Source organism: Draconibacterium mangrovi (genome assembly GCF_010586825.1).
In the GTDB taxonomy this organism is placed as follows: Bacteria; Bacteroidota; Bacteroidia; order Bacteroidales; family Prolixibacteraceae; genus Draconibacterium; species Draconibacterium mangrovi.
Genome location: NZ_JAAAGB010000008.1, coordinates 142,412 through 163,177 on the forward strand (window position 1 = coordinate 142,412; position 20,766 = coordinate 163,177).

Here is a 20,766-nt window from a genome sequence, read left to right on the forward strand (position 1 = left end):
TGATGATTTCGTTTCATTAAAAAACGACAACTGCCGCATCGCCGGTATAATCGTATTCTTTTATCACCTGAATTGAAGCTTCAGGATCAATCAGTACAACTTTAAGTTTCTTCGCTTTTTTAAAGCCGTGAAAGTTCCCTTCACTTGCCCCAATCATCAATCTCCGCTCATGCTCTTTCCAATCAAAACTGATGGTATTGTATTCACCCGTCTCGTAATTGTAGTTGTTTCCTTCATCTTCATAATAAGTGAAAGAAGCATCGTTTCCTGAATAAATACGTATTTCAAACGGAGCATTCGGGTCCTCATCAGCATATTGCTGAACGGTTGTCATTGGTACAATAGAACCGGCTTTTACAAACAATGGGAAAATATCAATCGGATATTCACCGGATATTGTTTGCTTGCCTGAATAGAATTTGTTGGTCCAGAAATCGTACCACCCATTGCTTTCAGGAAGGTAAACTGAAACGGTTTTCGAACGTTCGTCATCTGTTTTTTCAGAAGTAGGCGTTTGCCAGCCCAAACGGGCAATTGCATCGTTTTCGCCCTGGAAATAATCTATCTTAATCGGGTATTTTTCTCCGGCCTTTAAATTCACCTTGTATTTAAAAGTAGTGGTTGCGTGTATACTCCAGTCGTTAATTACCAGCTCATTGTTCAGCCAAACACGGCATCCGTCATCCGACGAAAAAGTAAGCGTATACTCGCCTGTTACAATTGGTTTCAGGAAACCTTCCCAACGTACCGAAAAGTGATTTTCAGGTACGCCTGGTGGCAATCCGCCGCCGCCCCAGTTGTGGTTTATCTCTTTATCAACTCCTTCGTAAATAAGTTTCTCTAAATTCTCTCCCTTAAAATAGGATACTTTTAGCCCCTGTTTTCCGTCGGCAGTAAACAGATTCTCTGCAGGAACCGATTTCGGCATTTGGGGAAGATCGTAATACATTGGGATGGTAACCGGTTTAACTAAAAATGATTCCCCAAACATGTACTGATCTGGAACGTTATAAACATCTTTGTCATCCGGAAAATCCATCACCAGCGCCCGCATTAGCGTGTAATCGTTGGCCGTAATTTGCCAGGCGTTTGAATACACGTAAGGATAAAGCTGGTAGCGAAGATTCAGGCTTTTCCGCAAAGCATTGTAGAACTCAGGGTTGCGGTCTTTAAACTGCCAAACCTCGCGGGGTGTCCCGGTTCCGTGCGAACGGAAGATTGGGGTAAAAGCACCAAACTGAAACCAGCGCACATACAATTCCTGGTAAGCCGGATCGTTGATTCCGCCTGGATACATACCACCCGCACTGGTTGGAAAAAATGAGCCGATATCGTGTGTCCAGTAAGGAACCCCGGTAATACAGAAATTCAACCCTGCACTTATCTGCTTTTTGAAAGTATCGTAGCTAGCCGAAATATCTCCCGACCAGGTAACTGCAGCATTTCGTTGTTGCCCGGCCCACGACGAGCGGGTTAAAATAAATACGCGTTTTTCATCGGTGTACTCACGGTGCTGGCTGTAAACACCATCGGTTGTTACCAACGCATAAGTGTTCAGGTATTTTGCAATTGGCCCCGCAACAGTTTTGCCAACTTTCAGAAGTTCGCGCTCAGTATTTCGGGGATCATTGGTATCCGAAAATTCAGGTTCAGTACCGTCCATCCAGTAAGCGTCAACACCTTTTTCAGCCAAACCGTTTTGAATGTGCTTCCAATAAATTCCGCGGCCAGCTTCGCTGTAGGCATCGTATACTTTCCCGCCACACCAGTGATCCTGATTGTAAAGCAAACCTTTGGCGGCCATTTCTTTAAAAATTTTAGAGGAATCGCCCAAAACAGGCCAGATGGAAACCATAAAATCGACATGTTGGTTGTGCAACTTTTCAATATTTTTCTCCGGATTGGAATATTCTTTTCCTTTAAAATACATGCTGCTCCAGTAATGATTGTCGCCCCAGTAACGCCAGTCCTGCACAATGTTATCGATCGGCAATTTATTTTCACGGTAACGAGCAACCACATCCGATAATTCATCAAACGACGTATAGCGCTCCTTACTTTGCCAAAAACCGTATGCCTTTTTCGCAAAAAGGGGTGCTTTACCTGTTAACGTGCGGTAACCGGCGACGACACCGTCCATTGTTTTGGCACCGATAAAAAAGTAATCGATTTGGTCGGCAACTTCCGAACGAAACGACATGCCATCTTCACCATCATGAAAATTAGAAGCCGAATAGTTATCCCAAAGAATTCCGTATTTTTTTGTTGAAACCAAAACCGGTACAAGCGCAGTTTTATTGGCCTGAATCAACAACAAATCTTTGTTTCGGTAATTCATATACCCATTCTGAAACTGCCCCAGCCCATACAAAGCTTCGTCGTCGCTAATCTGAAAACTTTGCTTGATATGATAGTATGTTGATTGATCAATCAAAGTATCGGCGATTTGCGGCAAATAGGTTTCACTTTCAGAAAGATAAATTTGCTTATCTGAATTTCGGAAAGTAATTACACCGTTGGTTTTATTTATCGACAACGAAAGCGCAGGCGTATTTAACACCAACTTTTGCCGGTCTTCTTTAATATTGAAATCAGAAAATGTTTCCTTTTTGATAAGCACCAAACTTGAATCTTTAAAGCTTACCCCCGCTTTTACCAAAGAAACACGCACCAGGTTATCGTTGTAAAAAAGCACGCGCTTTGTTTGCCCGTTCACCTGAAACTCAATACCATCATCTTTTTTTTCGTAGGTAAATTTTGAGCACGAAGTAAACACAAGCATAAAGCACAAGGCAACAACTCCAATAACGCGGCAACTGTTTTTAAAAGAATTTATTTGTAATTTTTCACTAATCATTTTTGCTCAGGTTTTACTGTAGGAAGTGTTTCTTTAATTTTTAGCATTTCGGCTGCCTGACCTGTCAGCCACAGGTAATGATCATTGGGAATATCTGCATCAATTGGAACAAATTTACTTTCGCCTACCGGTACTTTTTTTGCGGTTTTAAAGATGGCAGTTCCTTCATCAATCTCATCAAACATGGCCACATAAATCATTTCGGCACCTTCGTTTGCTGCACCACTTAACTGTTTCCAAAAGAAACTTCCTGAGTTACGCGGAATAGTGCTGCTTGGAGCTCCCGGTCTCATGTTGTTCCAGCTAAATCCCGGAAAAACTACAGGCATATATTTCAAGTCATTTTCATCGCACCATTGTTTGTCTTTCCCGATAAGCGATTTGAAACTGTTGTATCCGTTCTCATTAAATCGGCCTACAAACCAGGGATGTACTACATCGGCCATTTTAATTACCTCGTGCAGCTTCTCATCTTTAATACAATCGTTGCCAAACTCGCGCCAGTATGTTGGAACGCCCAACAAAACCGAACAGCTACCACCTTCGTCCGACTTCATGAATTTTACCAACTTTTCAATATCGTCAAGGTTGTATTTACGGTTATCATTGAACCCAACCCCCCAAATGGCAACCAGCGGTTTATTGTTGCAAAAAAGATAATTGGAGTATTTCTCCCTGTCGCCAAAGCTAAATTTCTTCAAAAGGTTTTTCCAGTCGTTAATTACAATATCTATCTTATTTGAACTAATCCCGGACAAGTCGTACATAACTGCAATCGTTCGGTTGTAGTCCAAAGCCGCTTTGCTTGCCGATTCAAGTACTCCGGTAAAGTGTTTCATCCCAGATTCGTTGCGGATTTCGGAAACAAAACGTTGCATAAATACACCATCAATTTTATATTCCTTCATCCATTTAAAATGAAGGCGAACTGTACTTTCATCTGCTGGTGAGAATACGGTTGCAGGTGTTCCGTCTTCGAATTTAAACGCCGTTTCATACTGCTTCTCGTACTCAGTCATCTCGGGCCACAAATCAATGGTACAATTTCCCGGTTCAAACCGTCCCTGGCGTTCGTAGTGGTGCCATCCCCGGCCTTCACCATCTTCAGGCGTATTAAACCAGCCCTGATAACCAGCCATAACCAAACCTTTTCGCATTGAATGTTGGTCGTCACTTTCGTTTTCAATATTCTCCGGAATTGTACTACTACAGGCTATAATGCTCACGAAGAGAAATGAACCTGCAATAATCCCTATCTTTTTGCTAATTCTTAGTTTCATTTTATAATTCTTATGTTTTCTGATTACTGCTATTTTCTCTCGGGTTGAGTGAAAACCAAAGGCTTTTCTTTACGCAGCATTTTTGCAGCCTCACCGGTCAACCATAAATAATGATCCGACGGCTTACCATCCAAACCAACAAACTGCAAATACTCGCTTACCGGGGGATTATCCGTTACTTTGAAAATGGCAGTACCTTCGTTCACCTCATCAAACATGGCCACATAGATCATTTCGGCCCCGGAACGAATAGCAGTTGACATTTGCTGCCAGTAAAAACGCCCTCCCTGACGTGGAATCGATCCTGATGGTTTGATATCATCAGGAAACTCGTGTACACTTAAATTATGCCAGCTAAATCCCGGACAAACACAAGGCACATAATCAATATTATTGGCTGTGCACCAGCTTATATCGTCCAAAATGAGATCGCGGAACCGATCCATGTCGTTATGCAAAAGCGGGGTAAAACGCTGCACTGCCCAAGGTAAAACGATATCTACTTGCTTTATTAGTTCATGCAAATAAGGGTCGTGAATACAGTCTGCATTTAAATCTCGCCAAAAAGTTGGCACTCCCATCATAACGCTACAACCGCCGTATTCAGGATCATTTTTCAGAAAATCAATAAAACGTTCCAGCCCAATATTTCGGATGTCATACGGACGATCAGGAAAACCAACTCCCCAGATGGCTACAAGTGGTTTACCATTGTGATGCAGGTATGTTTTCTCGCCTTTCTGGTTGGTTACCTTTAACGAATCAACCAGGTATTTCCAATCTTCAATCAACGTCGAGCAATCTTCTCCCGATCTTCTCAACCCTGATAAATCGTACATAATTGCAATGCCCCGATCGTATTTCGATGCAGCTTCAAAAGCATGGTTCAACACATCAGTTGCATGTCCGTGGCTTGCATTTGGCCGTGCAGCACTAAAAAAGCGTTGCATAAAAACTCCATCCAGTCCGTATTCCTGCATCCAACGAAAATGAGTATCAATCGTACTTTGATCTGCTGAATTAAAAAAACGGGCAGTGCTACCATCTGCTAGTTTTAAACCGGTCGGATATGTTTTTTTGTATTCACTCACATCAGGCCACATATCAATACGCACCTCCTTTTCGTTCGGATACATGATTTGGTCTTTGGGCAAACGGAACCATCCCTGATAACCTGCCATTATCAGTCCTTTGTATGAAGGATATTTTGTTTCGGAGGCATGTTTGTTAGCAGATGCCCAATTAAAGACAAGCAGTAAACAAAGTGCTATAATAAACGTGTTCTTTTTCATATGGAATTTATTGAATTGATAATTACTTATTTGCAAGAAAATTAGAACCTGAAGCATTGAGCAAAAAGCGCACAATGTGTTCGGGATTTGGAAAACTGTGTGAATGATGGTCAAAACCAGGTTTATGCATTACGGTTACTTCCCCACCCGCAGCATTCACTCTTTTTTCAAAAGGAAACGTATTTTCATCGGGCAAAGCCGCTTTATCTTCGTCGGCACATAAAATCAGTATCGGATAATTTCCTTTTACAATCTGATCAACTTTATCAATCGGGCTGTTGTTAAACGCCTGTAATTGCTCGTCGGAAATTATATTGTAGTCTTTTTTGAATACTCCTTCAGTAACACTCGCGCCTACGTCGAAAATCTTTGTAACTGCCTCCGATTCAACCGCAGTTAACAGCACTCCGGCCAATAAAATCCATTGGTAGAACGACGTGATTATTTCTTTTTTCATTATAATCCCTTTTGACTATTCTTCAACTGTAAGCACTGTCTTTAAGCGAATATCATCCGATGCACTTCCCACCATAATGGTGAAATCTCCAGGTTCAACAACTCGTTTCATATCGCGGTTCCATAACGAAAGTGCTTCGTGATCAACTCTGAAACGAACCGTTTTGCTTTCGCCTGCGTTTAGTGAAATGCGTTCGAAACCTTTCAATGCCTTTACCGGTGTGGTTACTGTTCCTATCTCGTCGCGGATGTATAATTGCACCACTTCATCGCCAACAATATCTCCGGTATTTTTTACGGTTACTTCCACAGTTGCTTCTTCGTTAGGGGAAATTGTTTCAGGCTGAACTTTAAGATCGCTGTATTCAAACTTTGTATAGCTGATACCGTGTCCGAACGCATACAACGGTTTGTTTGAAACATCGACATAATTGTGTTGCGACGAAGGCTTGTGATTGTAGTAATAAGGAATCTGTCCAACCGAGCGTGGGAACGTAATTGCAAGTTTTCCCGATGGATTTACATTCCCCAAAAGCACATCGGCAATCGCGAGCCCACCTTTTTCTCCTGAAAACCATGACTCAACTACGGCCGGAATATTTTCTGCAATCCAGTTTATTGTTAACGGACGACCATTAAACAAAACCGCAACAACAGGTTTTCCGGTCGCATAGATTGCCTTAATTAGTTCAACCTGGTTGGCATCCAAATCAATTGCAGAGCGATCTTTTCCTTCGCCAACTACTTTTACATTTTCGCCAATTACCACAATTGCAACATCCGATTTTCTTGCCAGGTTAACAGCCTCCAGCTTTAATCCAGGCTCATCTTTTTCAAGATCGTAACCCTGTGCAAACTGAACACTTTGTCCAACACCAATACGTTGTTTCAAACCATCAAGGATAGAAATTCCTTCTTTGTCGGGATTGGTATAACCGCCCGGATAGGTACTTTCAGCCAATTCACCAATTACGGCAATACGTGCATTTTTGTCTTTTACGGGAAGAACAGCACCATCGTTTTTCAAAAGAACAATACTTTTCTGCGCAGCTTCCAGTGCCAGTTGCTGACTTTCTTCAGTATGAAATGCAGTTTTCTGAAGGCTCGGATCGATGTACGGATTTTCGAACAAACCCAACATGAATTTCACACGAAGAATATCGCGAACAGCTGCGTCTAATTCCTTTTCTGTTAACGACCCGTTTTGCAATGATTCCTTTACACCTTCAATAAGACTTTCGTGCGCAAAATCATAGAATTGCATATTCAGCCCGACCTTTAATGTTTGCGCTAAAGCATCGGCAGTATCTTTTGCAGCTTTGTGACTATTTACAGTCATTCGAATGGCTCCAAGATCAGACAGAACAAAACCGTCGAAACCCCACTCGTCGCGCAAAACATCTTTCATCAACCAATCGTTAAAAACACATGGCACACCATCAAGCTCGTGATAAGCCGCCATAATTCCTTTGGCTTTTCCTTCTTTTACCGCTTTTTCAAATGGATACAAGAAAGTTGAGCGGGCTTCGCGTTCGCCTATAAAAACTGTTGCAATATTGCTTCCTGCCTCAGGCACACTGTGTACAGCAAAATGTTTTGGTTCAGCAATTACAGTATTGGGCTGGTCGAGTCCTTTCCCCTGCATACCTTTTACAATTGCAGTTCCGTTTAAGGCAGTCAGGTATGGATCTTCGCCGTAAGTTTCTTCAACACGTCCCCAGCGCGGATCGCGCGCTAGCCCGATTACCGGAGCCAAAATCATATGAACTCCATGTGCACGGGCTTCTGTACCGATAACCTCGCCGACTTTACGTACCAGCGTTGTATCGAAAGCGCTGGCCAGTTGCAATGGAATGGGGAAAGTTGTACTTCCGTTACCACAGTACCCATGAAGGCCTTCTTCGATAAACATGACCGGGATTCCCAATCGGGTTTTCTCAATCATGTATTTTTGAATTTTATTGGCGATTTCAACATCCAGCGGATACAAGTCATGAATAGAACCTGCTCCTACCAAACCTATCATGTTCGAAATTTTTTCTTCTGAATAGGCTATGGCATCGTGGCCGTCCATATCGGCAATCTCTTTTCCCCAGTACATATCGATTTGGGCAATTTTTTCTTCAACGGTCATTCTGTTGAGTAAATCATTGGCTCTTTCATCCACTGGTAAAAATGAATTTCTATATCCTTCAATCTCTGATTTTTTATTGGTGGTACACGCAAATAGAGCTATTAGCGCAATGTAAAATACATACCTAATTTTAGTCATACTGGTTTAATGGCCTTATTGTTAATATTCTATTTTTTAGTCGGTTTTATCTTGACGCTTTTCCCTGTTTTTGCCGATTGACGGGCTGCATCAAGAATCTTTACAACCATCACATTGTTTTCAAGCGAATAAAGTCCGTAAGGAGGTTGACTGATTTTTTTAGTAATCACATCGTAGAAATAGGCAAAGGGATCTTCGTAAACAGCGATATCATTTGCTGTTACTTTTAGTGCTATTTCGTCTCCTGTATTTCTGGTACGAATACGCATATCATGGTTATTATCGGCAAAAATGTAGCCGTCGGTGCCATATATTTCCATGTCTTTCCTGTTAAAAGGCCAGTTCCACGAAGCCTGAATAATACACTCCGATTCGGGATAAGAAACCACAATTGTTGCATCGTCGTCTACTTTTGGATAAATAGCGGGCTTTAACTGGCGTGTTACAGCAGTTACCGAAAGCGGAGTTTCGCCTTTGGTTAAAGCAGTCATTAAATTTGCTCCGTAGCAGCCAAAGTCAACAATAGCGCCACCGCCGTTTGAAACAGGATCAGTAAGCCAATCGAGAAAATACTTGTCGCAACCGATTTCTTTTGGCCCCCGATGCCCATCGTGAAATACCACTTTACGCACCGTGCCCACATTGTTTTTATCGTTTACCAATTGAAATGATTTTGCAGTACTTGGATACCACGAAGTTTCGTAATCGGTTAGCAGGTGAATGTTATATTTTTTTGCAAGGGCAGCCATCTGTTTTGCATGATCCATGCTTACTGCCAACGGCTTTTCAACCATTACATCAATCCCACGGGGAGCACAGGACTTTACGACGGCCAAGTGTTCGTAGATTGATCCAAATGCGACAACTGCTTCGGGTTTTACTTCATCAAGCATTTTTTCCAAATCGGAATAAATCAGTTCGGTGGAAAACTTATATCGTTTTGATAAATTAATGGCCAATTCATGGTTGGGTTCACAAACGCCAACCAGTTCAAAATCGCCCTTATCAGGACGGCCTAAAATGAACGAAATGTGGCCATGTGTCATTCCAGCAACTGCAAGGCGAACAACTTTCTGTCCGTAGCCAGGAATAGTTGTCATTAGCGACAGTACAATCAATATCAATTTAAGATTCATATTTCAGATGGTTTTCATTTTCTTGGTCATTTCACAATTATTTACCCTATTTAGTTTGAAGAACAGTTTGGATTGTTCCGTCCTCGTTGTAATACAACTTATCGACACAAATCGAGCGAAGATTACCCTGACCTGAAATTGATTTGTTGTGGTAAAAAGCATACCACTGACCGTTGTATTCTACTACCGAGCCATGACTAGTGTCACAACCGGTTGGTTCAAGGTAAATACCTTTATATTCCCATGGTCCAAGCGGATTCTTACTCATAGCATAACGAAGTTGATTATTCCCCGGGGTGTTGTCGGCATAGGTCAAATAATAGATTCCATTTCTTTTAAAAACCCAGGTGGCTTCGTGAAAGTCTTCGAGTCCTTCCATTTGCTGGAGTTCTCCGTCGAGCTCCATCATATTATCTTTCAGCTTAACGCCTTCACATTTACTGCCTCCGCCGTAATAAAAGTAAGCCTGTCCATCGTCGTCGATAAAAACACACGGATCGATCATAGCAAAACCCCCAACACCTTTTATATATCCCTGATCTTTAAAATCTTTTGCAGGACTTTTACTCGTTGCAACACCAACTTTCCAGGTTTTATTCCAGTCGTTTCCACTTGGATGAGGATAATAAAAGTAATAAACACCATTTTTAAATGCACAGTCGGGAGCCCACATAAAACCACCTTCGGGACGTCCCCATTCAACGTTCTCCGAACGTAAAATTTCGCCATGGTCTTTCCAGTTCACCATATCATCGGTAGAAAAAACGTGGTACTTATCCATCAAATCGCAGCCGCGTGGCGGATCTACATCATGCGATGCGTATACATACAAACGGCCATCGTCCCAAACATGTGCAGATGGATCGGCGGTGTACATATGTGTTATAAATGGATTTTTTTGCGCGAATACACCACTAGGGTTTAACACTATTGAAAACAGCATTAAAAAAGATCCGAATGTTATGTAATAATGCGATACAGATAACTTTGAACAATCAAACTTATTGGTCTTCATACAAATAAGATATTTACTGAATAGTCGGTTTTAAAAATTATTGCTCAAATAAAGGCTGCAAGGATTAACAAATGCATTAATTTTGAGCAAACAGCTCAATTAATTTTTTTAGATCTGAAAAAAAGTAGGAGTTAATTGGCAAGAATCCTTTGAATCTCACTTATAGAAACAACTTGAAAAGATTTTCAAGAGAGAGAATTCTGCTACATGTGCTATAGATTACTGACAGATCAAAAATCCAAATCAAAGGTTACCTGAATTATCGAAGGAAGAAAAATGGGACATTTTTTGAGGATAAATAACTCAGGAATCCGTGTTGCCGGCCAAAACATCTTTGAAAGATGCAGGGAATTCTGAGTTGAGTAAATTTTGATATTCCTTACAGAAAGAATTGTAAGAGTGAAGAGCAACACTTCCCTTTCCGTCCTTGTGAAGAATCTGACATTTAACGATCAAAGCATCCTCATTAAGCGAGTCGAGAGAGAAAATACAGTCGGCAATATGCAGCAATGTCTTTTTATCACCTTTTATCTCTTGTCGTGAAAGCAGTTTCACCAGAAAATCGACCACAGAATTAGTAAATTGTGCTTTGTACGAATCTATCCAGTCAATCTCCAAATTAGGAAGTAATTCTCCCTTATCCAGCAATCCATAAAGTGTGGCAATATCTTTCAAATCCAGATGTTCGTCTTCTGATCTGTTTGTGATATTCAAAACGTGCAAATAGTCGCAATAAATGTTCGATGACATTTTCAGCTTCCAGTACGAGTTCTCATAAACGATTTCCAGACCTGCAACTTCTTCAATTGCATTTCTTAGTTTGCTAATGTTTACGTTGCGATTGTTTCGGGCACTTTTCTCCGTTTTATCGAACCATAAAGTTTCATCAAGCTTTTTTGATGAAATTCCTTTTCCGCGATGAACGGTATTGAAGAAAATCATTAAAAACAACTGTTTCAGCATTGGCGAAAAATCCGACGTAATATCTACCCCTGAATCACTGTAAATTTGAAAACCTCCAAGAAAAAGAACCGATGATTTTTTAATCTTTTCTACCCTCCGAAACATTTGTTGTTCGTAGGAAACAGGCTCCGAACTTTTCTCCTCAATTACAACATTTTTACGTTTTCTTTTAGAGTTGACATAAGCCAGAAACACAATCATAACGATCAGTGCTAATCCAAACAAAATGATTCGTTTATTTTTACCAACAGGATTATTTTTAGCTTTCACTTTCTGAAACACATCATCCGGAACAAGCGGTGGATAAGCCATCGAGTAGATCTTAACATCTGACTTGTTTGTGGTAACTGCAAATAACTTTCGTAATTTTTTATTTAAATAGAGGTACGACCATGAATCGGTATCCTGAAAGTCAAACACAATCGAGTCTGGATATATAAATTGGGAAGGCTCATAAATACCAAATTTTGCCAATTTGATGATCGAACTGTATTTTGAATTATCAAAAATAAGGGTATAAAAACCCGTGGAATCATCGTCAATGATTAGGGATTCAGCAGGCACAAAAGGAAATTCCGGAGCCGTATAATCCAACATTTTACTGAAATGCAAAGTATTAAGATCAAGCGAATACAGGTCGTTGTAGGCACCGGGAGTTAACTCCTGCCTACCGGTTTTGCTTCCATATCCTCCAAATACTAATAAAGTATCAGCGTTAAGCAAACCGGCAGCAGCCAGGTAACGCGGTTCAATTTGATCACATCTGTCAAATTTTTTCCAGGAATTATTTCGAGGATCATAATTAAAAACGGTACTGTTGTAACGGTATAAACCATATCCAAGAATTGCCAACAGCGAACTATCGACAGGCGAAATCACTTTATTATGATGCCCAAAGTTAGATTCGTCCATTTGAACCGGATCATTCGACCATCTTTGACTTGAAAAACTGAATTTACTTATTCCCTGTTGGTCGAGATTATAGGACCATATTTCATTGGTATAAGCATTAAAAACAACATGTTTCTCATTCATTTGGCGATACGGGCTGCCTCCTTTATAAAGAATGCTATCTAACTTGCCGGTATTCAAATCGTAGCGAAGAATACTGTTTTTATCAACAAAAAATAATTCATCTGTCGTTTCATTGCTAACAACGCCGTAAAAATTGCTTAAGCTAAGTTGCCTGACTTCTTCCCACGATAAATGCGCATCAATCAACCATTTTGGATTTTCAACTACTGCCACAGCTTCTTCTACTTCATCGTATGTTTTGTTGAAAGTATGTTTAGATAACAGCCAGTGTCTGACCATTTTATCGTTATGGTTATAAATCTGAATGTTTTTTAAAGTCATCGGGCATACATCGGTGCTCTGAAAAGGAGAGGTTTTCGATATTCCAAAAACAATATCAAAACGATCATCCTCATCAAAGTAGATAGCTGCCTTTTTCGAAACCCCGTTCAAACTAATTTCAACATATTTTTGTTCGGAATCGAGCTGAAAAGTAACATGAAACCATTTGTTATAATCTAAATCAGGTACATCTTCCCAACGAAACGTACACAAGATTTTTTCTTTAAAAATCAATGAAAAGTTTTCATTTTCGGATGCATAATTTGCAATAAAGTCGAAATTTTCAGTTTCATTCGAAAAAATCCGGAAAACATAGCCATAGTACCCATCTCCCAACCTTAGCTGAATATCGAAATCCAGCTTAAATCCACCGGTTAAATTTAAAGCTTCTTCTGGTGTGAGATTTAATGAGGTTCGTTTGTCTTGTACTACCTCAGATGATGCAAAATACAAACCTGAGTTTAGTTCATTCTGCGCAAATATTTTCGTTGCTAACAAAAGAAAAATAACATTTACACAAAGTAATAATTTCACATCTATCATGTTTAAAAGACCCAAATGTATTAAAATGGATCAAATTTTCCGAGTTCTAAAAATAGTTTTGAAACATCAACCGAGAATCTTTTCCATCGTACAAATCGTTAACACGTTTGTAACCAGATTATACAATATTCCTCTTGTTATTGTAACAACGAAAACATTCTACAAAACCGATGTATTCTTTCTTATCATTTTGACTTCAATACAAATTTTGCCATTTGACATAATAGAATAACAGGATGGCTTAGAAGGAATCTGTCAATAATGCGGGAAGTTGATTTTTTTTCGGATTTACTTATCATTCCAAATTTTTTTTATTGTTTCTTCCTGCGAGTACCCAATCGGACAGGTTTCACTTTTTGTATTGGCCCTGTAGCTACCGGCTGTTTCGTTTGGGCAGGATAACATTCTACTAACAGGCATTTGTAAGTGCCCGTTCGGATCAGTATCTTTTACCCAATTGTATGCATATTCCAGCCACGCATTTCTACTTTGTTCATCTTGCTGGGCAAACCACGAAATTTCATCCCAGCCCCAAACAAAATGCGAAGTAGTATCGGCTACATTGGCTTCTCCACTTCTTCCGTAATTATCAAACTCAACGAGATATGGCAGGTTATTGCACGACCAGCCACTGGGAGAAATACAACCTTTACTCTTTTTAAAAAGTGCATCAAGGTGATTCACTTCCAGTTTGCACTCGTATGGCTTTTCGGGAATTTCCTTAATTCGCAGTGGAAAGGAATTAAAATCGATCAGGCTAACGCCGTCTTTAATCATATCACCTTTGGGCACATGAGCATCAAGAATTACCCAGTTTCGCCGGGCGTGTATTTTTGCATAATTCCGTATTTTCGTTAACAGGCTCTTCCAGACCACCCGCTGTTGGTCATTCATTCCAATTAGTTCGACCTGCCCCAAATGAAAAGCTTCACAACCCACGTTAATGTACGCACCGGCCAGGTAATAAAACCACAATTGTGTTTCTTGTCGGCTGACATCGGGCACACTGCTTCCCTTTCGCCAGTGATCTACCAAAAAGCCTCTTTTGTTCAACATTTCGTTGTACGAAAAGGTCCGGTCTTCAACAGGTAAATCGAAGCCCTGAAATACCCAATTGGGAATCTTTACGCTATCCACATCTTGTGTAATAATTTCAAACAGACAGCCCTGAAATATTATGTCGGGATCGAAATTATGGAGTGTATCAATTAATGCTTTCGCGGTTTCCCAAAAATCAGGATCATTTAAACGGCTTTCGTCTCCCCACCGGTAAATGGAACGCCCGATAAATTTCGCCCCTATATTTTTAATCATCCGCACATCATCTTCATGATAAGGATATTTACGATGTCCTTCTGATTTTTCAGGAACAAGAAAGAAGGCCATCGTTACCGATCGATCGAGGTAATTGCTTAAAACTTTTTCCGAAATTCCGTTCACATCAAAATAGTATATCTTTTCTTCGTCACTCATACTGCCGCAACTCAACAGAGCTGTGGCAAAAATTATCAATAACAATAGATTTAGGTTTTTCATTAAATGTATTTTTTTTTGAATCAATTAGTCAACTTTTATAATTGATGAAGTTCCAGAAACACCATTTTCATTAAAAGACTCTATCGCAAAAAAGTAAGATTGATTTGCATTCAAGCTATTAATGGCAACAGCGTTATCGTTATATACTTTATAGCTTTTATAAAGCTTGTTTTTTGCTACACCATAGCGAATTTGATAGCCAACAGCTCCGGTTGTTTTTCCCCAACTTAAATGAGCCGTACGCCTGTTTCCCGAAGGCCTGGTAACCTTCAGATTAGAAACTGAAGAAGGCTTTTCACCATGTCCTAAACCAAAAATCCGAAAACCCGAAAGCGCAAAATTGCCCGATGGAACTTCGAAATTTGTAATTCTCAAATACCTACAATTTACTTTAGATTTTAGCTGAATATAGGGATGCGAATTATCGGTTTCGTTATGATAACGATCGATAATAGTATTCCAATTCATACTATCCAACGAAGCTTCAACGGTGTAACGGTAACAAAAATCTGGTTGACGCCCGTAAACATTGGTGCCGTGTTCTGCAAAATTAATCTGAACCGCGTAAACATCGCTTTCAGCTTCCAGATCGATCACCGCCCATTGGTTTGATCCGCTTTTCGCAGCCCAATATGTCCGTATGTCCTCATCAGTCATATTTTCTTTTGGGAAACTATCAACTTCTGTTAAAACAGAAACAGGTTTATTGTACGAAAGCAGCATCCACCCCGGAAAAAGCTCATCCTCACTTTTCACTTTTTCAGAAGGAATGATCATCGGATAATCGCCAAAACGTGTATCAGCATACAATTCTCTAAACTCGTCAAAAAAAGCAGGATAAATTGCAAGTCGACGCTCGAACATGTGTTTTTGCGAAATGGTAACTGTACCTATATGCCAGAAATTTCCATACTTGTCTTCGAAAGTACTTCCGTGCCCTGCACCTGTAGCAAAACCTTCGGGATGATACGCAAAAGGATTATTTTCGGCCAGCGTAAACGGGCCCAGCGGATGATCCGAAGTATATACGCCATCAGAGTAGCTTTTAAACTGTGTACCGGGCCCGGCATATTGCAGGTAATATTTGCCATCGTGTTTGTTCATCCAGGCACCTTCAATCCAGGGAGCATTGTCAAGCAAAGTGTTATAATCACCTGGAACTTCCCATCCATGATTTTTGGTATCGGCATGCATCAGTGCAACTCTTTCGCCAACAGGCTGAAAGTTGTTTTGATAATCCAATTCTACGCCGTAAATCGGTTCTTTATCCGAACATCCCCAGTAAAAATAAAGCCGTTGGTCATTGTCGAGAAAAAGTGCAGGATCGGTAACCCCAAACGGAAGTTTTGCTGCCATTTCCCATTTCCCACCTTTTAAGTCAGTAGCTTTATAAATTGAATTCGACGATGCCATAAAATACATTGTATCGTTGAGAACTAGGGCGGTTGGCGCGTATTGTTCGGTCGGAATTTCATTGGTTTCCACAAAAGTCCAGTCGGCCATATCTGATGAATACCAGTATCCGCCGGATTTTGAAGCGAACAAGTAATACTCGTCCTGAAACAAAACCACCGTTGGATCGGCAGCCTCCCTGCGGGATGGTTCGTCCAATTGAAAACGGTAACTTAAATCCAGCGGATTACATATCGTTTTATCTTCCGGTACACCATGTGACTTTGGCTCTTGTTTACAAGCCACAAAAGCCAGAAAGGGGAAAAAGAAATACCTTAAAATCTTAAGCATTTCACGCATTTATTTATATTAATTCTCCTCTGCAGGAATTTCTGTTATTTTCCATTGCGAACCACCTTTAAACCCTACCGGCCCACAGTCGGTTCGCATTAATCCATTAATCCGCAGGTAATTCTCGAAATGTTTGTTCATAATCGTTTCGCCCGCCCCAACTGCAATGGGTTCGGGCCAGCTTTGATCGGCACCGTAACCACCTCGTGCTGCTGCCAATATATCTGGAATATAATTTGGCCAGGTACCTTCAAACCACGTGTAACCAAATAAAAATGGTGTTCCGCCGGCTTCCCTGATCTTCCGCTTCAATTCGAGTTGAAGCCGAACAAAAGGTTCTCCGGGGCAAGTAGCAATTACAATGTCGTCGTTTATCAGAATGGTTGATATGAAAATATTATAATCGGCATCCTGTTTAAAACGCCCTTTAAATTGAAGTGAATCCTTCATTATCTTGATCGTTGAAGTAACCTCTTTAGGAGCTTTTAGATTTTTAGCCAGTTTGGTTGTTTCCCACGCTAATAATTCACCAACCCGCTCAATTGTCCGGTAATCAGATTTAAACGGATCATCTGGTCCTTTACGACGGGAGCTAATAATCAGCGATTCAATGTCGCCTCCAGCTCCCTGAACAAAAAGACAGGTCATATCGTCACCAAAAGCTTCTTCAACTTTGCGGCAGGCCACTCCCGGGTAATCTGCCGATATTTCGTAATTGCTGCAGACAATATCCGAATGCATGGCATAATTCATCAGAATTGCCCGCGGATTTCCGCTCAGATCTTCCACCTTTATTACGCCAACATCATGATCAACGGGGCCAAAAGGTATACGTTCGGGATTTTCTGAAGTATAATGTTCATCGGAAAACCAGGATTCGCGCGAATGCCCGTCTTCACGAACAATTAAACGGTTAAATCCCAGTTGCGGAAATGTTTTGCTTCCAGCCGAGATTCGAGCCGGAAACATCGATTTTTCAGCTTCTTGTAGCGCCTTTATAATTTGAGAATCAATATATTCCTTATCGCTACGGCCACTGGAGTGCGTATGCGAAGAAGAAATCAGGATCTGCGAAATCCCCAGTTTTTCCTTGCATCTCTGCACTAGTTTATCACTCGTAAAAATACCCTGATCAACAGCAACAAAGGCCAATTTGTGTTCGGGTGTTTTAAGCAGTAACACCCTCGCATACAACGAATCGTGCAAAGGTATTTCGGAGGATGATGTAATAGTTACTTTTGCCGTACCTGCCAGCAAATCGGCTGTGGCTGCAGAACTAAATACGGGCTGTACCGCAATTAGTAATATTATCCATAATTTGGTAATTAGTTTCATCTTTTCCATCTATCTGAATTTTAATTAGCTCTTCGGATTAGTAAATAATCGATTTTCAATCGACCGAATAAAAAGATGGAATTCGCATAACACAATATACCATTTGATCCTGAATGTAAATAAATGCGCATTTTTGTTTAAGTTTTAGGTTTGTCGTTAAGGTTAAAAAGGTGGTTCAGTAATACCGGCAAGGCCTCCGAAAAACAGAGACTGCCGATATTAAAAAACTATGCGAATTATTTGGTTTGATTTACCATTTTAATAGTTCCATCCTCGTTGTAGTACAATTTATCTACGCAGATAGAACGTAACCAATCGTTGAATTCACCATTTTTAGCCGACAATGAACTGTTGTGATAAAATGAATACCACTGTCCTTTAAACTCTACAATTGAACCGTGATTGGTGTATGAATCGGTTGGTTGCATGTATATGCCCTGGTATTTCCATGGTCCCAGAGGATTATCGCTTGTGGCATAACGCATTCTGTTATCGCCTTTTACTCCCTCTTTGTCATTTCCTTCGTCGTGATTATCCGAATAGGACAAATAGTAAACTCCATCGTACTTGTGTACCCAGGTAGCTTCATGAAAATCTTCCAGACCTTCCATCGGTTTCATTTCTCCATCAATCTCCATCATGTTGTCTTTCAGTTTTCCACCTTCGCATTTACCGCCACCTCCGTAGTAAAAATAAACTTCACCATCGTCATCAATGAAAACACAAGGATCAATCATCGGTTTTAAACCTTTAATGTATCCCTGAACTTTAAAGTCTTTTGCCGGATATTTACTTGTTGCCACACCAATTTTCCAGGTATCATTCCATTCCGATCCGCTTGGGTGTGGAAAATAGTAATAGTACGTTCCATCTTTATATGCACAATCAGGCGCCCACATAAAACCACCTTCTGGGCGTCCCCATTCTACATCTTCAGAACTCAGGATTTCGCCATGATCCACCCAGTTTACCATATCATCTGTTGAAAAAACATGGTAGCGATCCATTAAATCACAGCCCCGTGGCGGAGCTATATCGTGTGATGGGTAAACGTACAAACGTCCGTCTTGCCAAACGTGTGCCGACGGATCGGCTGTGTACATATGTGTTACAAAGGGATTTTTCTGCGCCTGTACTGAAATGCCACCAGCAAGCAACATTCCCAACATTAAACTACTTAAAACGTTTCTTTTTGCAATTAGCAATTTTAATTTTCCTACAATCATTTTATACCGATTAAATTATTTTGTTTTTGATTATTTTTTCGAAATGTTATTCGTACACCATCAGTTGTTTTGTTAGCTGCTTTTTATCTGATTGAAGAAGCAAAAAATAAGTACCTGCAGAAATTCCGCTTATGTCTAACTGAATTTCCTCGCTACTGATATATTTTTCAAAGCTTTTTACCACCTGACCGTTTATGTTGCGAATTTCAAGATGAAGCTCCTGTGCGGAAATTCTCTGAAACCTTAACGATACCGATCCTTTTGCAGGGTTTGGGAACAGCATAATATCAGTTTCGCTGTTTACACTATTCTTACCTGCGGAGAGTACGCCACTTTTGCTCACGATCATTTTATCGAGATTGTAGCCTCCGGTTTCTTCAAAAAACTGTATTATATGCGTTCCTTCATTCAACGGTATATCCGGAACAGTAAATGCCTGATAGTTTTGCCAGCCACCAGTTGAAGAAATAGCTACAGAACCGGATACATTTACTTTATCAATTTTTAAATGAAATTTTCCATTGCCATCGGGAGAAGCCGCTCGCAACTCAAAACTGTACAATGCCGATTCGGGAACCTCAACCGTATATTCCAGCCACTCTCCACCGTTCGTCCAGCCAATGTTGTAGTTTCCGGGACTGTTCATCTCAACATCCACACCTTCACTTTCGCGATAGACATTTCCGTTATTTGATGTATCCGAGTCACTGTAAGCTTTCCCCTGGCCTCCCTGGTCATAATCTTCCATTTCTATGGTGCCGGGAATAGCAAGTGCCGGTTCAAAATATGGAGTCCCGTGTTCACGTGTTTGATTAACCTCTTGTATGGTACCGTCTTCATTATAAAAAAGCGAATCGACACAAATGGATCGCAACCATGGATGCCCCGACAAAATGCTGTTGTGATAAAATGCATACCACTGGCCTTTATATTCCACTATCGAGCCATGGTTAGTAGGACTCCCAGTTGGTTTCATATAAACGCCTTTGTAGGTCCACGGGCCAAGTGGGCTATCACTTACTGCGTAGCGCAATTGGTTTCCTACATTGTTATTATTATCGGAATACGACAGATAATACAGCCCGTTGTACTTGTGCACCCAAGTTGCTTCATGAAAATCAACCAAGCCTTGCATTTGTTGCATTTGCCCGTCAATTTCCATCATGTTGTCCTTTAGTTTTCCGGCTTCGCAAAGGTTTCCGCCGCCGTAATATAAATAGGCCTGCCCGTCGTCATCTACAAACACACAGGGATCGATCATCGATTTTAAGCCTTCAATATAGCCCTGAACTTCGAAATTCGCTGCCGGTTCAGAGCTTGTTGCCACACCAATTTTCCAGGTAGAATTCCACTGGTCGCCACTACCCGTGGGATGTGGAAAATAAAAATAATAAGTTCCGTTTTTGTAGGCACAATCGGGCGCCCACATAAAACCACCTTCGGCCCTGCCCCAGTCAACATCGTCTGCCCTTAGAATTTCGCCATGATCTGTCCAGCTCACCATATCATCGGTAGAAAAAACATGGTATTGATCCATTAAATCGCACCCTTGCGGCGGGGCAATATCGTGCGAGGGATAAACGTATAAGCGTCCATCCGCCCACACATGCGCCGACGGATCGGCAGTATAAATACTTTGAACAAATGGATTCTGCCCTTGCACTGTCAAAGCACAACCAAACAAAAACATAACAAATTTCAGTTTCAAAGCCATCCATCCAAATCCTTTAACCATGTCCACTAATTTCATCATTCA

At 40.8% G+C, this 20,766-nt stretch carries 13 protein-coding genes; all 13 read right to left on the reverse strand.

Features of this window, described 5'->3' with window-relative positions; all coding sequences use genetic code 11:
• Positions 1–16 precede the first annotated feature (16 nt).
• The 13 genes from G4420_RS18285 to G4420_RS18345 all read right to left on the reverse strand — a co-directional run bounded on the left by G4420_RS18285 (position 17) and on the right by G4420_RS18345 (position 20,763).
• Positions 17–2,857 (reverse strand): glycoside hydrolase family 31 protein, encoded by a 2,841-nt coding sequence (locus tag G4420_RS18285; RefSeq protein WP_163325387.1) that lies wholly within the window; start codon positions 2,855–2,857, stop codon positions 17–19.
• Complete coding sequence (locus G4420_RS18290) at positions 2,854–4,137, reverse strand: glycoside hydrolase family 71/99-like protein (protein WP_163325388.1); 1,284 nt, start codon at positions 4,135–4,137, stop codon at positions 2,854–2,856. The genes G4420_RS18285 and G4420_RS18290 overlap by 4 nt, the downstream gene beginning before the upstream one ends.
• Positions 4,138–4,166: 29 nt before the next feature.
• Positions 4,167–5,429 carry a glycoside hydrolase family 71/99-like protein gene (locus tag G4420_RS18295; RefSeq protein WP_163325389.1) on the reverse strand — a complete coding sequence of 421 codons (1,263 nt, stop codon included), beginning with the start codon at positions 5,427–5,429 and terminating at the stop codon, positions 4,167–4,169.
• A gap of 22 nt (positions 5,430–5,451) precedes the next feature.
• A complete protein-coding gene (locus tag G4420_RS18300; protein WP_163325390.1) occupies positions 5,452–5,886 on the reverse strand; it encodes a hypothetical protein in 435 nt (144 codons plus the stop codon).
• Positions 5,887–5,901: 15 nt separating this feature from the next.
• The gene (locus G4420_RS18305) at positions 5,902–8,157 is read right to left on the reverse strand and encodes a glycoside hydrolase family 3 N-terminal domain-containing protein (protein WP_163325391.1); all 2,256 of its coding nucleotides are present in this window, start codon (positions 8,155–8,157) and stop codon (positions 5,902–5,904) included.
• 29 nt (positions 8,158–8,186) lie between these two features.
• Complete coding sequence (locus G4420_RS18310) at positions 8,187–9,293, reverse strand: Gfo/Idh/MocA family protein (RefSeq protein WP_163325392.1); 1,107 nt, start codon at positions 9,291–9,293, stop codon at positions 8,187–8,189.
• A 46-nt stretch (positions 9,294–9,339) separates the two neighbouring features.
• On the reverse strand, positions 9,340–10,308 hold the full coding sequence (locus tag G4420_RS18315; RefSeq protein WP_204273740.1) for a family 43 glycosylhydrolase: 969 nt from the start codon (positions 10,306–10,308) through the stop codon (positions 9,340–9,342).
• A 303-nt stretch (positions 10,309–10,611) separates the two neighbouring features.
• Positions 10,612–13,161, reverse strand: a complete 2,550-nt coding sequence (locus G4420_RS18320; protein ID WP_163325393.1) for a kelch repeat-containing protein — start codon at positions 13,159–13,161, stop codon at positions 10,612–10,614.
• A gap of 297 nt (positions 13,162–13,458) precedes the next feature.
• Positions 13,459–14,706: a hypothetical protein gene (locus G4420_RS18325; protein WP_204273741.1), complete on the reverse strand. Its 1,248-nt coding sequence runs from the start codon at positions 14,704–14,706 to the stop codon at positions 13,459–13,461.
• A 24-nt stretch (positions 14,707–14,730) separates the two neighbouring features.
• Positions 14,731–16,449, reverse strand: coding sequence for a family 43 glycosylhydrolase (locus G4420_RS18330; RefSeq protein WP_163325394.1), 1,719 nt, complete (start codon positions 16,447–16,449; stop codon positions 14,731–14,733).
• Positions 16,450–16,467: 18 nt separating this feature from the next.
• Entirely contained in the window at positions 16,468–17,793 is a 1,326-nt protein-coding gene (locus G4420_RS18335; RefSeq protein WP_163325395.1) for a hypothetical protein, read from the reverse strand.
• A 227-nt stretch (positions 17,794–18,020) separates the two neighbouring features.
• Positions 18,021–19,010, reverse strand: coding sequence for a family 43 glycosylhydrolase (locus G4420_RS18340; RefSeq protein ID WP_163325396.1), 990 nt, complete (start codon positions 19,008–19,010; stop codon positions 18,021–18,023).
• Positions 19,011–19,056: 46 nt separating this feature from the next.
• Entirely contained in the window at positions 19,057–20,763 is a 1,707-nt protein-coding gene (locus tag G4420_RS18345) for a family 43 glycosylhydrolase (RefSeq protein ID WP_163325397.1), read from the reverse strand.
• Positions 20,764–20,766 lie beyond the last annotated feature (3 nt).

What these genes read in the sequence shown, in the direction of transcription:
- G4420_RS18300 (WP_163325390.1), bottom strand. Translation starts at nt 5,886, where the DNA reads ATGAAAAAAGAAATAATCACGTCGTTCTACCAATGGATTTTATTGGCC.
- G4420_RS18325 (WP_204273741.1), bottom strand. Translation starts at nt 14,706, where the DNA reads ATGAAAAACCTAAATCTATTGTTATTGATAATTTTTGCCACAGCTCTG.
- G4420_RS18285 (WP_163325387.1), bottom strand. Translation starts at nt 2,857, where the DNA reads ATGATTAGTGAAAAATTACAAATAAATTCTTTTAAAAACAGTTGCCGC.
- G4420_RS18310 (WP_163325392.1), bottom strand. Translation starts at nt 9,293, where the DNA reads ATGAATCTTAAATTGATATTGATTGTACTGTCGCTAATGACAACTATT.
- G4420_RS18295 (WP_163325389.1), bottom strand. Translation starts at nt 5,429, where the DNA reads ATGAAAAAGAACACGTTTATTATAGCACTTTGTTTACTGCTTGTCTTT.
- G4420_RS18345 (WP_163325397.1), bottom strand. Translation starts at nt 20,763, where the DNA reads ATGATGAAATTAGTGGACATGGTTAAAGGATTTGGATGGATGGCTTTG.
- G4420_RS18305 (WP_163325391.1), bottom strand. Translation starts at nt 8,157, where the DNA reads ATGACTAAAATTAGGTATGTATTTTACATTGCGCTAATAGCTCTATTT.
- G4420_RS18315 (WP_204273740.1), bottom strand. Translation starts at nt 10,308, where the DNA reads ATGAAGACCAATAAGTTTGATTGTTCAAAGTTATCTGTATCGCATTAT.
- G4420_RS18335 (WP_163325395.1), bottom strand. Translation starts at nt 17,793, where the DNA reads ATGGAAAAGATGAAACTAATTACCAAATTATGGATAATATTACTAATT.
- G4420_RS18290 (WP_163325388.1), bottom strand. Translation starts at nt 4,137, where the DNA reads ATGAAACTAAGAATTAGCAAAAAGATAGGGATTATTGCAGGTTCATTT.
- G4420_RS18340 (WP_163325396.1), bottom strand. Translation starts at nt 19,010, where the DNA reads ATGATTGTAGGAAAATTAAAATTGCTAATTGCAAAAAGAAACGTTTTA.
- G4420_RS18330 (WP_163325394.1), bottom strand. Translation starts at nt 16,449, where the DNA reads ATGCTTAAGATTTTAAGGTATTTCTTTTTCCCCTTTCTGGCTTTTGTG.